Source organism: Micromonospora sp. URMC 107, assembly GCF_051386315.1.
In the GTDB taxonomy this organism is placed as follows: Bacteria; Actinomycetota; Actinomycetes; order Mycobacteriales; family Micromonosporaceae; genus Micromonospora.
Window position 1 is genome coordinate 1 of sequence record NZ_JBPQTK010000153.1, and the last position, 12,883, is coordinate 12,883.

Below are 12,883 nucleotides of genomic sequence, written 5' to 3' on the forward strand. Positions count from 1 at the left end.
TGCTGGTCCCGCCCGGGGTCGCCGAGGCGCGGGTGATCGCCGCCGTCGAGGAGATCGGCTTCACGGCGCGGCCGGTGAAGCCGCGCACGGCCAGGGCCGAGAACCACCTGGAACTGCTGATCGGCGGCATGACGTGCGCGGCCTGTGCGGCGCGCATCGAGAAGCAGCTCAACGCGATCGACGGGGTGGAGGCGACCGTCAACTACGCCACCGAGAAGGCGAAGGTGCTGGTCCCGCCCGGGGTCGCCGAGGCGCGGGTGATCGCCGCCGTCGAGGAGATCGGCTTCACGGCGCGGCCGGTGCGACCGCCCGCCGCGCCGACGGCGGACGCTCCGGATCCGGCGGCGGAGGAGGAGGCCGAACACGACCGTGAGCTGCGGGCGGCCCGCCACCGCCTCTGGGTCGTCGCCGTGCTGGCGGTGCCGGTCATCGCGCTGTCGATGTTCTCGCAGCTCCAGTTCGAGTACTGGCAGTGGGCCTGCCTGACGCTGAGCGCGCCGGTCGTGGTGTGGGGGGCGTGGCCGTTCCACCGGGCCGCCTTCGCCAACCTCCGGCACGCCGCCGCCTCGATGGACACGTTGGTCTCGGTGGGCACGCTCGCCGCGTTCGTCTGGTCGCTGTACACGCTGTTCCTCGGCACGGCCGGCGTGCCCGGCATGCGGCACCCGTTCCGGATCACCCTGGAGCGGATGCCCGGCGAGGGCAACATGTACCTCGAGGTCGCCGCGGGCGTGACCCTCTTCATCCTCTGCGGCCGGTACTTCGAGGCCCGCGCGAAGCGCCGCTCCGGCGCCGCGCTGCGCGCGCTGCTGTCGCTGGGCGCCAAGGACGTGACGGTGCTGCGCGACGGCGCCGAGGCGATCGTGCCGATCTCGGCGCTCGCGGTCGGCGACCGGTTCCTGGTGCGCCCGGGCGAGAAGGTGGCGACCGACGGCGTCGTGGAGGAGGGCTCCTCCGCGGTCGACGCGAGCATGCTGACCGGCGAGTCCGTGCCCGTCGAGGTGGGGCCCGGCGACGAGGTCGTCGGCGCCACGGTGAACGCCGGCGGGCGGCTCGTCGTACGCGCCACGCGGGTGGGCGGCGAGACGCAGCTCGCGCAGATGGCCAAGCTCGTCGAGGAGGCGCAGACCGGCAAGGCCGACGTCCAGCGGCTCGCGGACCAGGTCTCGGCGGTGTTCGTGCCCGGGGTGATCGCGCTGTCGCTCGCCACGCTGGGCTACTGGCTCGGCTCCGGCCAGCCGGCGGCGGCGGCGTTCACCGCGGCCGTGGCCGTGCTGATCATCGCCTGCCCGTGCGCGCTGGGACTGGCGACGCCGACCGCGCTGCTGGTCGGCACCGGCCGGGGCGCGCAGCTCGGCATCCTCATCAAGGGACCGCAGGTGTTGGAGTCCACGCGGGCCGTCGACACCGTCGTGCTCGACAAGACCGGCACGGTGACCACCGGCGAGATGTCCGTCGTGGAGGTCGTGCCCGTCGACGGGGAGACCGACGAGCAGTTGCTGCGGCTCGCGGGCGCCCTGGAGAGCGCTTCGGAGCACCCCATCGCCCGGGCCGTCGTCGCGGGCGCGCGGGAACGGTGCGGCGAACTGCCCGCGGTCGCGGACTTCGCCAGCGAGACCGGCGTCGGCGTGCGCGGCACGGTCGACGGGCACGAGGTCATGGTCGGCCGGGCGTCGCTGCTCGGCTCGTGGGCGACCGCGTTGCCTCCGGAGCTGACCGCCGCCAAGGCGACCGCCGACGCGGCGGGCCGTACGTCGGTCATGGTCGGGTGGGACGGCGCCCTGCGCGGGATGCTCGTCGTGTCCGACCGGGTCAAGCCCACCAGCCGGGCGGCGGTCGCGCAGTTCAAGCGGCTGGGGCTGCACCCGATCCTGCTGACCGGCGACAACGCCGCGGTGGCGGCGGCGATCGCGGCCGAGGTGGGCATCGACGACGTGGTCGCCGAGGTGCTCCCCGCCGGCAAGGTCGAGCTGGTCAAGCGGCTCCAGGCCGACGGCAAGGTCGTCGCCATGGTCGGTGACGGCGTCAACGACGCCGCCGCGCTCGCGCAGGCCGACCTGGGCATCGCGATGGGCACCGGCAGCGACGTGGCGATCGAGTCGGGCGACCTGACGGTGGTACGCGGTGACCTGCGGGTCGTCGCGGACGCCATCCGGCTGTCGCGCCGCACCCTCGGCACGATCAAGGGCAACCTGTTCTGGGCCTTCGCGTACAACGTCGCGGCCATCCCGCTCGCGGCGAGCGGCCTGCTCAATCCGATGCTGGCGGGCCTGATCATGGCCGGCAGCTCGGTGTTCGTGGTGTCGAACAGCCTGCGGCTACGGCGGTTCAAGGCGCTCGCGGGCAACGAACTCCCGGACCGGGCCGACACGGCCGGGGCGTCGCGCCCGATGGTCACCGCCTCCTGACGCGCCCACGCGTCGGGCGGGCACGTCGTACGAAAGAAACGGAGCCGCACCATGGCCGAGCCGAGCCGGCTCGCGGAGGATCCCCAGCTCCTGCTGCTGCACGCGGCCGGCCTGGGCCGGACGAGCTGGGACGCCGTCGTCGAACGCATCCCGGGGTTCGCCCGGACCCTCGCGATCGACCTGCCCGGTCATGGCGGCGTGCCGGGGCTCGCGTACGACCGTGACGTCGTGCCGCGGCTCGCCGAGTACGTCGCGGAGCGGATCGCCGCGCTGGGACTGCGCAGGCCGCACGTGGTCGGGCACTCGCTCGGCGGGGTGATCGCGCTCGAACTGGCGCGTCGGGTGCCCGTCGCGGCGGTGACCGCCCTGTGCAGCATCGGGTTCCGGGCAGTGAGCCACGCCTCGATGTGCGTGGTGCGGACCCACGCGATGCTGCGGATGACCGCCGCGGTGGGGCCGAGGACACGGGGGCGGCTGCTCAGCAGGGGAGTGGTCCGCAAGATCGTCATGGGCAGCGTGTCGGCCCGGCCCGCCGACCTCCGGGCGGACGTGGCCGCCGCCGACGTGACGTCCATGATCACCAGTGACCTGTCCGCCCTCAGCCGGTACGCGGGGCTCTACTCGTTCCGAGCCGACGCCACCGACACGACGCCGGTGAACCTCGTGTGGGCCGACCAGGACCGCGTGGTCCCGCTGCGCGACGCGCTGCGGGCCCGGCGGGTGCTCCCGAGGGCGCAGCACTTCGTCATCCCCGGCAGCGGTCACTTCGTCGTACGCGACGACCCGCACGGCACCGCCGCCGTCATCCACGCCTGTCACGCCCAGGTGCTGCGGGACCGGCAGGCCGAGAATCGCAGAGGAGCCCTCGGAAATGTGAACCCACAGCGCGGTAATTGAGCTGGCAATTCGGCCCCGCACATCTGTCGGGGCGGGAACTCTTGACCGACCGGACGCGACTACTGAGGTACTCGGATCCCGGGACCACCGCTCAGAGGAGTGCGAATGAAAATCACCCCGCAGGCTGGAAAGAAGTTCGGCGTGATCGTGGAGGGTTTCGACGCGGAAACCGCCTCGGCGCAGGACATCGTCGAGCTGAAGAAGGCCATCTACTCGAACAAGATCGTCGTACTGAAGAACCAGGACCTGTCGCCGCGGCAGTTCCTGGCGCTCGGCCAGCGGCTGGGCCGGGTCGCGGAGTACTACGAGCCGGTCTACCACCACCCCGAGGTGAAGGAGGTGTTCGTCTCCTCCAACGTCAAGGAGGAGGACGGCCGCCAGATCGGGGTGCCGAAGACCGGCAAGTTCTGGCACTCGGACTACCAGTTCATGCCGCGCCCGTTCGACATCACCATGATCTACCCGCAGGTCGTGCCGTCGAAGAACCGCGGCACCTACTTCATCAACCTGGCGACGGCCTACGAGCAGCTCTCCGAGGAGCTGAAGCTGGCCGTCAAGGACACCACGGCGACGCACAGCGTGCTGCGGTACTTCAAGATCCGGCCGACCGACGTCTACCGGCCGATCTCGGAGATCATCGACGAGGTCAACGCGAAGACCCCGCCGGTGACGAGCCCGCTCGCGTTCCCGCACCCGCACACGGACGAGACCCTGCTGTACCTCAGCGAGGGCTTCACGCTGTCGCTGCAGGACGCGGAGGGCAACGACCGGCCGGAACTGCTGGCCGAGCTGCTCACGGCCACCGGCCAGCTCGACCGCACCTACCAGCACGAGAACATCCACCTCCAGACGTTCGAGAAGGGCGACATGCTCCTCTGGGACAACCAGAGCCTGGTCCACCGGGCGCTGCACACCGCGACGCCGGAGCCGGCCGTGTCCTACCGCGTCACCGTCTACGACGACGTGGACGCCGCCTAGTCCCGCACGGACGTTCGATCCGCGGTGGGATCCGGCGGTGTCGACCGTCGGATCCCACCGGTGTCCACATCGCACGAGGTCGAGAGGCATGACGTGGCAGACCAGTTGACGGCGGCGACGATCCGGGCGGACGTCGCCGAGATGCTCCACCGTCGCCCGGACGAGAGCTTCGACACGGAGGACCTGTTCGACTGCGGCCTGGACTCGGTGCGGTTGATGACGCTCATCGAACGGTGGCGCGAGGCCGGCGCCGAGGTCAGCTTCGTCGACCTGGCCGAGCGGCCGACCGTGGAGCACTGGGTGAAGCTGCTGGTGGGCCGGGATGACTGAGCCGTTGCCGTTGGGCGCCGCCCAGGAGGGGATCTGGACCGGTCAGCAGTTCGACCCGGACAGCCCCGCCTTCAACACCGCCGAGTACGTGGAGATCCGCGGTCCGGTCGACCTGGGGCTGCTGGAGGCGGCGGTGCGCACCGCCGTGGGCGAGGCCGAGGCGCTGAACGTCGTGTTCGAGGAGGACACCGAGGGGCGCGCGTGGCAACGCCTCCGCGACGACAGGTCGTGGCCGGTGCACCTGGTCGACACCAGCGCCGAGGCGGACCCGCTCGCCGCCGCCCTGGCCTGGATGCGCGCGGACCTCGACAAACCCGTCGACCTGCGCAAGGACCTGCTGTTCGGGCAGGCGTTCCTCCGGCTCGGCCCGGACCACCTCCTCTGGTACCAGCGCGTGCACCACATCGCCCTGGACGGGTACGGGCTGTCCCTCGTCGCCCGCCGGGTGGCCGAGCTCTACACCGCGTCCGTCGAGGGGCGGGAGGCGCCGCCCCGGACGTTCGGGTCGCTCGCCGCCGTCGTCGACGAGGACCGGGCCTGGGCCGACTCGGACAGGTACGCCGCCGCGCGCGAGCACTGGACGTCCCGGGCGGCGGGCAGGCCGGCGCCGGTGGTGCTGGCCCGCCGCAGCGGAAAGCTGGCGCGCAGGGTGCTCCGCGCCACCGCGGACCTCGACAGCGCCGGCATCGACGCGCTGAAGGCGGTCGCCAAGGCCAGCGGAACCACGTGGAGCGAGACGGTCGTCGCGGCCTTCGCCGCGTACCTGCACCGGATGACCGGCGCGGACGAGCTCACGCTCGCGCTGCCGGTCATGTCGCGGCTCGGCTCGGTGTCGCTGCGGGTGCCGTGCATGGTGACCAACGTCGTGCCGCTGTGGGTCCGCGTCGAGCCCACCGCCACGCTGGCGGGCCTCGCCGCGCAGGTCGCGGCGGAGCTGCGGGCCGGGCGTCCGCACCTGCGCTACCGCTACGAGCAGCTGCGCCGCGACCTCAGGATGGTCGCCAGCGAGCGCAAGCTCTTCGGGCCGTCGGTCAACATCATGCCGTTCGACTACGGCCTGCGCTTCGCCGGGCACCGGGGCGTCGTGCACAACGTCAGTGCCGGGCTCGTCGAGGACCTGGTCGTCCACGTGTACGACCGGGGGGACGGCAGCGGCCTGCGGATCGTCCTGGACGCCAACCCCAACTGCTACGACGACGCGGAGCTCACCGGTCACCTGACCCGGTTCCTGACCTTCCTCCGCCGCGTGACCGACGCCGCCGACACGCCGGTCGCCGACGTCGACCTGCTCCTGGACGGCGAGCGCAGGCTGCTGCTGGAGGAGTGGAACGACACGGCCCGACCCCTGCCGGCGGTGACCGTGCCCGCGCTGTTCGCGGCACAGGCCGCCGCGACCCCGGACCGTACGGCGCTGGTGGCCGGCGACGCCACGCTGACCTTCGCCGAGCTCGACCGCCGCGCCGACCGCCTCGCCAGCCTGCTCGTCGCCCGGGGGGCGGGCCCCGACCGGCACGTGGGGCTCCTGCTGCCCCGCACCTCGGAGGCGGTCGTGGGGCTGCTCGCCGTGCTCAAGGCCGGCGCCGCGTACGTGCCCGTCGACCCGGACCTGCCCGCCCGGCGGGTCGCGGCGATGCTCGCCGACAGCGCGCCCGTCGTACTGCTCGCCACCGAGGCGCTCTGGGCCGGCCACCGGCAGGCGGACGTACCGGTCCTGCTCGTGGACGCCCCCGCCACCGTCGCGGAGCTGGCCGCGGTGCCCGACCCGCCCGTGCCGGACACCGGCCTCGCGCCCGAGCACGCGGCGTGCCTCATCTACACGTCCGGCTCCACCGGCGTCCCGAAGGGCGTCGTGGTCGAGCACCGCGGCCTGGTCAACCTCTTCCACCACCACCGCGACACCATGATTCGGCCGGCGGCCGGCGGCAGGGTGTGCCGGGCCGCGCTGTCGGCGTCGCTGTCGTTCGACACGTCGTGGGAGGGACTGCTGTGGCTGCTCGACGGCCACGAACTGCACTTCGTCGACGACGACCGGCGCCGCGACCCCGCCGCGATGCTCGACTACGTCGACCGGCACCAGATCGACTTCATGGACATCACCCCCACGTACGCCGAGGAACTGGTGGCGAACGGGTTCCTCGACCCCGGCCGGCACCGGCCCGCCGTGCTCGCCCTGGGCGGCGAGGCCACCGGCCCCGCGCTCTGGACGGCGCTGCGCGACGCCGGCATGACCGTCTACAACCTGTACGGCCCCACCGAGTGCACGGTCGACACCCTCTGGTGCCGGCTCGCGGAGAGCGCCGAGCCGATCGTGGGTCGGCCGCTCACCAACACCAGGGCGTACGTGCTGGACCCGGCGCGCAGGCTCGTGCCGCCCGGCACTGTGGGGGAGCTGTACTTCGCCGGGGCGCCGGTGGCGCGCGGCTACCACGACCGGCCGGAGCAGACCGCCGAGCGGTTCGTGGCGGACCCGTTCGGGCCCCCGGGCAGCCGGATGTACCGCACCGGCGACCTCGCCCGCTGGCGGCGCGACGGCACGCTGGAGTTCCTCGGCCGCGCGGACGACCAGGTCAAGATCCGCGGCTTCCGCATCGAGCCCGGGGAGATCGAGGCGGTCCTCCTCGCCCACCCCGCGGTCGCCCAGGCGGCGGTGGTGCCGCGCGAGGACGCGCCCGGTCAGGTGCGGCTCGTCGGCTACGTCGTGCCGGCCGGCGACAGCGCGCCGGAGCCCGCCGCGCTGCGGCAGTTCGTGGCGGAGCGGCTGCCCGACTACATGGTGCCGCCCGCGTTCGTCGCGCTGGCGGCGATCCCGCGTACCACGAACGGCAAGCTCGACCGCGCGGCGCTGCCCGCGCCGGACCTGACCGCGACGGTCGGCGGCCGCGCGCCGCGCGACCACCGAGAGGCCGTCCTGTGTGGTCTCTTCGCCGACCTGCTCGGGCTGCCGGAGGTCGGCATCGACGACGACTTCTTCTCGCTCGGCGGGCACTCCCTGCTCGTCGCCCGGCTGATGGGCCGGGTACGCGCGGAGTTCGGCGTGGAGATCAGCATCCGGACGGTGTTCGAGGCGCCGACCGTCGCGAAGCTCGCGCCGGCGCTCGCCACGGACACCGGCGGTGGCTCGACGGAGGTGCTGCTCCCGTTGCGGACGCGGGGGAGCGGGCCGCCGCTGTTCTGCGTCGCGCCGGCCACCGGGCTGGCGTGGGCGTACGCCGCGCTGCTGGCGAGCCTGCCCGACCGCCCGGTGTACGGGCTCCAGTCGGTCACCGCCGAGCGGTGCGCGAGCGTCGCCGAGCTGGCCGCCGACCACGTCCGCCGCATCCGGGAGATCCAGCCCGCCGGGCCCTACCACCTGCTCGGCGCCTCGTTCGGCGGCCTGGTGGCCCACGAGATGGCCACGCAGCTCGCGGAGTCCGGCGAGTCGGTGGCCCCGCTCGTGCTGCTCGACTCGTACCCGGTCCCGGCCGCCTGGCGGGAACTGCCGCCGCCCGACGAGCACGACGCCGCCGCCGCCGTGCTCGGCCAGGCCGCGCTGGGCGGCCTCGACGAGGCGCAGCGTCGCCTCGCGTACGACGCCTTCGCGCGCAACTCCCGGCTCGCCGCCGACTGGACGCCCCGGCGCCTCACCGGCGACGTGCTGGTGGTCGAGGCGACCGAGGGCAAGACACCGGACTGGCCCGGCCCGCGGAGCTGGGAGCCGCACGTCGACGGACGCATCGACGTGCACCGGCTGGACTGCACCCACGACGGCATGCTCGCCGCCGGTCCCCTGGCGCGGGTCGGCGCCGTACTCCCACCTGTCGGCGACCTTCGGAGGGCAGCATGAGCGAACGGCGCGAGTGGCTAGGACTCGCCGCGGTCCTCGCCGCGACGTTCATGACCCAGGTGGACGGGTTCGTGGTCAACGTGGCCAGCCCGTCCATCCAGCGCGACCTCGGCGCGGGCTTCGACCAGATCCAGTTCGTCGGCGCGGCGTACGTGATCGCGTTCGGGGCCCTCATGGTCACCGGCGCGCGGCTCGGCGACCGGATGGGGCACCGCACCGTGTTCCTGTGGGGTGTCGCCGGCTTCACGCTCACCTCGCTGCTGTGCGGCATCGCACCGGACGCCGACCTGCTCATCGTGGCCCGGTTCCTGCAGGGTGCCACGGCGGCGTTCATGGCCCCCCAGGTGCTCGCGATCATCCGGGCCACCGTGCAGGACCCGGACCGGCTCGCGCGGGCCATCAGCGTCTACGGCGTCGTGATCGGCCTGGGCGTGATCAGCGGCATCGCGGGCGGCGGTCTCATCGTCGAGGCGGACATCGCGGGCCTCGGCTGGCGGCCGGCGCTGCTCGTCAACGTGCCCGTCGGGATCGCGATCCTGGCGTTGGGCGGGACCCTGCCGCGTACCGTGCCGAAGGCGCCCCACCGGCTCGACCTCGCGGGCGCGGCGCTCACCATCGTGGCGGCGCCCGCCCTGCTCGTGCCCCTGGTCTTCGGGCCGGGCGGCCCGGCGTGGCTGTGGCTCGGGGTGCCGGTCGCGCTCGCCGTCTCCGTCGTGCTCGTCAACCAGCAGCGGCGCCTGCACCGCGAGGGCGGCGACCCGCTGTTCCCGCCGCGGGTCGTCACCGCCCCCGGGATGCGACTGTCCCTGCTGACCGTGCTGGCGCTGTTCGCCACGAACTCGGGGCTCTTCCTCGTGTTCACCTACTACCTGCAGACCGGGCTGCGTTTCACGCCGCTCACCGCGGCGCTGATGTTCGTGCCGCTCGGGATCGGCTTCTCGCTGGGCTCGGCGGCGAACCGGCGGGTGGGGCGCCTCGTGACGACGCCGACCCCGGTCTGGGGCTGCGGCCTGCTGGCCGCCGTCCTGCTGGCGAGCGCGGGGGTCGTCCAGGCGCCCGAGTCCGCGCAGGCGCCCATGCTCGTCGCGGTGGTCACGCTGGCCGGCTTCGGGCAGGGCCTGGTCGTCTCGCCCCTGGTGGCCGGGATCCTCGGCCGGGTCAAACCCGCCGAGGCGGGCGCGGCGTCCGGCATGGCGACCACCGTCACGCAGTTCGGTCTCGCGCTCGGGGTCGCGGTCGCCGGGGTCTGGTACCGCACCGTGCTCGGCGCGACGCCCGGCGACCCCGGCGTGCCCTTCGCCGACCACGCGACGGCCTTCGCGGCCACCGCGCTCCTGCTCGCGGCCTCCGCGACCTGTGCCGGCCTGGTCAGTGTCCGTCTGCACCACCTGCCCGGGCCCACGGCCGCGGCAGCGGAACCGGATCCGGCGGCGGCGCCGACGCCCGTCGCCACGTCAACCATTCGGAGGACCGGATGAATCTCAAGCGTTTCCCCCTCGCGGCGGCCGTCGCCGCCCTGTTGCTCACGACGGCCTGCACGGCGGACAGGAGCGAGGCCGACCAGTCGAACGACCCGCCGAAGGCGGGCTACCCGGTGACGATCATTAACTGCGGCAAGGAGTACACCTACAAGCAGGCGCCGAGCCGCGTGGTCGTGATGAACGGCGGGTCGGTCGCGGAGGTCTCCGCGCTGCTGGAACTCGGCGTCGCCGACCGGATCGTCGCCAACGCGCAGTCCTACGGCGCCTCCGAGGTCGACGGTCGGGTCGACGCGATCAAGAAGCTGCCGACGGGGAACATCAAGCTCAACGACATGTCGGACATCCCGCGCGAGGCCATGATCGGGCTGACCCCCGACTTCGTGATCTCCACCTACGACGGGGGCTTCCGCGCCGAGGCCGGCTTCGCCACCCGCGACGACCTCGCCGCCGTCGGGGCCAACACGTACGCCCCGAAGAGCTCGTGCGGCGAGGTCGGCACGGTCTCGGGCACGCCGACCGTCGAGGACAGCTACGCGCTGCTGCGCGACCTCGGCGCCATCTTCGGGGTGTCCGAGCGCGCCGAGAAGATCATCGCCGACTCGAAGGCGCAGATCGCCGCCGTCGGGGCGAAGACCGCGAACCTGCCGAAGCAGAAGGTCATGCTGATCATCCCCGGCATGGCGATGGGCGGCGAGTTCAGCTCGGTCGGCGGCAACGGGATCTGGAACGACATCATGGCCAAGGCGGGCGCGGTGAACGCCTTCGAGGGTGCCACCGACCAGATGTTCGCCAACCTCTCCCGCGAGCAGGTCGCCAAGGCCGACGTGGACGTCCTGCTCGTCGTGAACTACATGTCGAAGGATCCGGACGCGGACGCGAAGAAGCTGCTCGCCCAGTTCCCGCAGTGGGACGCGGCGAAGAACAACCGCTACGTCGTGCTGTCCGACTCAATCTACCTCGGCCCCAGCAACCACCTCGCGGTTTCCAAGATCGCGCAGGCCGCGCACCCCGAGGCGTTCTGAGCGCCATGACCACCTTGTCGCGTTCCACCAACGGTCGGGTGTCGGCCGCGCCGAAGGGCACCGTCACCCGGCCGGCCCCCCTGCACGGCGCGCCGCTCCCGCTGTGCCTGCTCGTGCTCGGCGTGCTGCTGGTCGTCCTGATCCTCGTCGCGGCGGCCGTCGGCTCGGTGCACGTCTCCGTCGGCGACACCGGCCGGATCGTCTGGGCGCACCTGACCGGGGCCACCCCCGCGGTGGACCCGGCGCACGACCAGATCGTCTGGACCTTCCGGATCCCCCGGGTGCTGCTGGCGGCGCTCTGCGGCGCCGGGCTCGCGGTCGCGGGCGTCGTCCTGCAGGCCCTCGTGGCCAACCCGCTCGCCGACCCCTTCATCCTCGGGGTGTCGGCGGGCGGCTCGGTCGGCGCCGTCACCGTGATGGCACTGGGCGCGGGGACGCTCGGTGGACTCGGCGTTTCGGGCGCGGCGTTCGTCGGCGCGATGCTGGCGGTGGCGCTGGTGTTCACCCTCGGCCAGCAGAGCGGGCGGCTCAACCCGGTCCGGCTCGTGCTCGCGGGGGTCGCGATCAGCTACGTCTTCACGTCGATCACGAGCCTGCTGCAGTTGCAGACGACGCCCAACAACATGCGACAGATCATGTTCTGGCTGCTCGGCAGCGTCGCGGGCGCCCGCTGGGAGCAGCTCCAGGTCGCGGGCGTGGTCGTCCTCGCCGTCACCGTGCTGCTGACCCTGTACGCCCGGCAGTTCAACGCGCTGGTCACCGGCGACGAGTCGGCGACCGCCCTCGGGATCGACGTCAAGCGACTGCGGATCGTGTCGATCGTCCTGACGTCGCTGCTCGCGGGCGTGCTCATCGCCGTGGCCGGCGGCATCGGCTTCGTCGGGTTGATGGTGCCGCACCTGGTGCGCCTCGCGTTCGGCGTGGACCACCGGCGGGTCCTGCCCCTCGCGGCGCTCGTCGGCGCGGTCTACCTCGTGATCGTCGACCTGCTGTGCCGGACGGTCGACCCGCCGAACGAACTGCCCCTCAACATCCTGACCGCCCTCTTCGGCGCACCGTTCTTCATCTGGCTGATGCGCCGGGATAGGAGCCTGTCCCACTCATGAAGCTTCAGGTGCAGCAGGTGTGCGTCTCCATCGGCAGTAAGCCGATCCTCCGCGACGTCAACCTGGACGTCGCGCCCGGCGAGGTCGTCGGCCTGATCGGCCCCAACGGCAGCGGCAAGTCCACGCTCCTGCGGACGATCTACCGGTCGGTCCGCCCGACCGGCGGCCGGGTGCTCCTCGGCGACGAGGACGTCTGGTCGCTGTCGGCCCGGGCAGCCGCGCGGCGGACCGCCGCCGTGCTGCAGAACAGCCCCACGCCGCCGGGGCTGACCGTGCAGGAGGTCGCCGCGCTGGGGCGGACGCCGCACAAGGGGGTGTTCGACCGCGAGACCCCCGAGGACCACGACATCGTCGTCGACGCGCTGACGCGCACCGGGATGCTGGAGCACGCGGACCGGATCTACGGCTCGCTCTCCGGCGGCGAGAAGCAGCGGGTGCTGCTCGCCAGGGCGCTCGCCCAGCAGCCGCAGCTCCTGGTGCTCGACGAGCCGACCAACCACCTCGACATCCGGGCCCGGTTCGAGCTGTTGGAACTGGTGCACACGCTGGGCGTCACCACGCTGGCGGTGCTGCACGACCTGGACCTCGCGGTGCGCAGCTGCCACCGCCTCGTCGTGCTGGACCGCGGGGAGGTGGTCGCGGTGGGGCCGGTGCTGGAGGCGCTCACGCCCCAGGTGCTCTCCGGGGTCTTCGGGGTCACCGCCGAGACGGAACGGCACGACGACGGGGTCGTCCGCGTCACGTACGGCGCCCGGCCGCTGGCCACGACAAGTTGAGCCGGGGATGAGGCGGACGTGCGTGCCGCCCGGCCGGGCGGTTCCCACGAATTCTGGTTCCC

Annotated in this window: 9 protein-coding genes; all 9 read left to right on the top strand. The window is 73.0% G+C overall.

Features of this window, described 5'->3' with window-relative positions; translation table 11 throughout:
* The first annotated feature begins 74 nt into the window (after window positions 1-74).
* The 9 genes from ACSNN9_RS24965 to ACSNN9_RS25005 all read left to right on the top strand — a co-directional run bounded on the left by ACSNN9_RS24965 (window position 75) and on the right by ACSNN9_RS25005 (window position 12,821).
* Window positions 75-2,408, top strand: coding sequence for a heavy metal translocating P-type ATPase (locus ACSNN9_RS24965; protein ID WP_436675667.1), 2,334 nt, complete (start codon window positions 75-77; stop codon window positions 2,406-2,408).
* A 51-nt stretch (window positions 2,409-2,459) separates the two neighbouring features.
* Entirely contained in the window at window positions 2,460-3,305 is an 846-nt protein-coding gene (locus tag ACSNN9_RS24970; protein WP_436675660.1) for an alpha/beta fold hydrolase, read from the top strand.
* Between the two features lie 105 nt (window positions 3,306-3,410).
* Window positions 3,411-4,283, top strand: a complete 873-nt coding sequence (gene scoE, locus ACSNN9_RS24975) for a (3R)-3-[(carboxymethyl)amino]fatty acid oxygenase/decarboxylase (RefSeq protein ID WP_436675661.1) — start codon at window positions 3,411-3,413, stop codon at window positions 4,281-4,283.
* Window positions 4,284-4,376: 93 nt separating this feature from the next.
* Window positions 4,377-4,613, top strand: coding sequence for a phosphopantetheine-binding protein (locus ACSNN9_RS24980; protein ID WP_436675662.1), 237 nt, complete (start codon window positions 4,377-4,379; stop codon window positions 4,611-4,613).
* The gene (locus ACSNN9_RS24985) at window positions 4,606-8,436 is read left to right on the top strand and encodes an amino acid adenylation domain-containing protein (RefSeq protein WP_436675663.1); all 3,831 of its coding nucleotides are present in this window, start codon (window positions 4,606-4,608) and stop codon (window positions 8,434-8,436) included. Before ACSNN9_RS24980 ends, ACSNN9_RS24985 begins: the two co-directional genes overlap by 8 nt.
* Complete coding sequence (locus tag ACSNN9_RS24990) at window positions 8,433-9,914, top strand: MFS transporter (protein WP_436675664.1); 1,482 nt, start codon at window positions 8,433-8,435, stop codon at window positions 9,912-9,914. The genes ACSNN9_RS24985 and ACSNN9_RS24990 overlap by 4 nt, the downstream gene beginning before the upstream one ends.
* Window positions 9,911-10,939 (top strand): ABC transporter substrate-binding protein, encoded by a 1,029-nt coding sequence (locus ACSNN9_RS24995; protein WP_436675665.1) that lies wholly within the window; start codon window positions 9,911-9,913, stop codon window positions 10,937-10,939. Before ACSNN9_RS24990 ends, ACSNN9_RS24995 begins: the two co-directional genes overlap by 4 nt.
* Window positions 10,940-10,944: 5 nt before the next feature.
* Window positions 10,945-12,045 carry a FecCD family ABC transporter permease gene (locus tag ACSNN9_RS25000; protein ID WP_436675666.1) on the top strand — a complete coding sequence of 367 codons (1,101 nt, stop codon included), beginning with the start codon at window positions 10,945-10,947 and terminating at the stop codon, window positions 12,043-12,045.
* Complete coding sequence (locus ACSNN9_RS25005) at window positions 12,042-12,821, top strand: ABC transporter ATP-binding protein (protein WP_357879695.1); 780 nt, start codon at window positions 12,042-12,044, stop codon at window positions 12,819-12,821. Before ACSNN9_RS25000 ends, ACSNN9_RS25005 begins: the two co-directional genes overlap by 4 nt.
* Window positions 12,822-12,883 lie beyond the last annotated feature (62 nt).

Bases quoted from the DNA above. Each gene is read 5' to 3' on its own strand.
- ACSNN9_RS24970 (WP_436675660.1), top strand. From the start codon at position 2,460: ATGGCCGAGCCGAGCCGGCTCGCGGAGGATCCCCAGCTCCTGCTGCTG.
- scoE (WP_436675661.1), top strand. From the start codon at position 3,411: ATGAAAATCACCCCGCAGGCTGGAAAGAAGTTCGGCGTGATCGTGGAG.
- ACSNN9_RS24985 (WP_436675663.1), top strand. From the start codon at position 4,606: ATGACTGAGCCGTTGCCGTTGGGCGCCGCCCAGGAGGGGATCTGGACC.
- ACSNN9_RS24990 (WP_436675664.1), top strand. From the start codon at position 8,433: ATGAGCGAACGGCGCGAGTGGCTAGGACTCGCCGCGGTCCTCGCCGCG.
- ACSNN9_RS24995 (WP_436675665.1), top strand. From the start codon at position 9,911: ATGAATCTCAAGCGTTTCCCCCTCGCGGCGGCCGTCGCCGCCCTGTTG.
- ACSNN9_RS25000 (WP_436675666.1), top strand. From the start codon at position 10,945: ATGACCACCTTGTCGCGTTCCACCAACGGTCGGGTGTCGGCCGCGCCG.
- ACSNN9_RS25005 (WP_357879695.1), top strand. From the start codon at position 12,042: ATGAAGCTTCAGGTGCAGCAGGTGTGCGTCTCCATCGGCAGTAAGCCG.